This is a genomic window from Oleiphilus sp. HI0067 (assembly GCF_001635735.1).
Map to the genome: position 1 here is coordinate 1 of NZ_LWFI01000764.1, position 708 is coordinate 708.

Consider the following 708-nt stretch of genomic DNA (forward strand, 5'->3'; position numbering starts at 1 on the left):
CTGACTCGGTGATGTCGTTAAGAATGGATTCAAACTGGTTCAAGTTATTGAGCTCAAAGAGTACCGTGCGGACCACTCGATAACCCGTCAAACTTTGTTTGCCGTCATCATAGTTATAGGTAGGTGATACGCTAATTTGGCCGCTATCGATAGTGTCTTTATCGATGTTGTATCGTTTAAAGTTACTGAGAAGCTGACTAACGGAATCATTTGTAAGCTGTTTTGCTTTTGATGCGATGGGAGCTGTTTTTTCAACGAGTAAGACAAACTTAGCGATGTCTGGCGTGACATTCACTTTGCCAGTAGCAGAAACGCTAATAACATTATCGTCGCTCGCTTGGGCTGTGATGGATATAAGTGCTAGTAAAATAGCCGCGATGAGTAGACGAGATTGAAGTAAGACTTCGCGAATTGTGGTGGACATGATTTTATATTCCTCTTTCAATGATGCGATAAGTTTAGACTAGGGAAGTTAGTAGGTAACATCAATTTAGTATTGAGACCTAGCTTGGGTTTCTATCAGTAAATTTTGGTAAGGCAGAGAGAGTTTAAGTGGTATTAGGAATCTTAGATTGCGACGAAATCGCACCAGAGTTACGTGAAGAGTTCGACAGCTATGGCGCGATGTTTGAAAACCTGATCAGGCAAATAGCACCGAATGAAAATATAAACCAGATTCGTATTTATAAAGTTTGCGATGGTGACTTA

The 708-nt window shown here is 40.5% G+C and carries 1 protein-coding gene; it reads right to left on the reverse strand.

The window, feature by feature from the left end; all coding sequences use genetic code 11:
- Window positions 1–424 (reverse strand): SIMPL domain-containing protein (locus A3739_RS08400; RefSeq protein WP_156502478.1); only part of this gene is annotated, 424 nt, incomplete at its 3' end.
- Window positions 425–708: the final 284 nt, after the last annotated feature.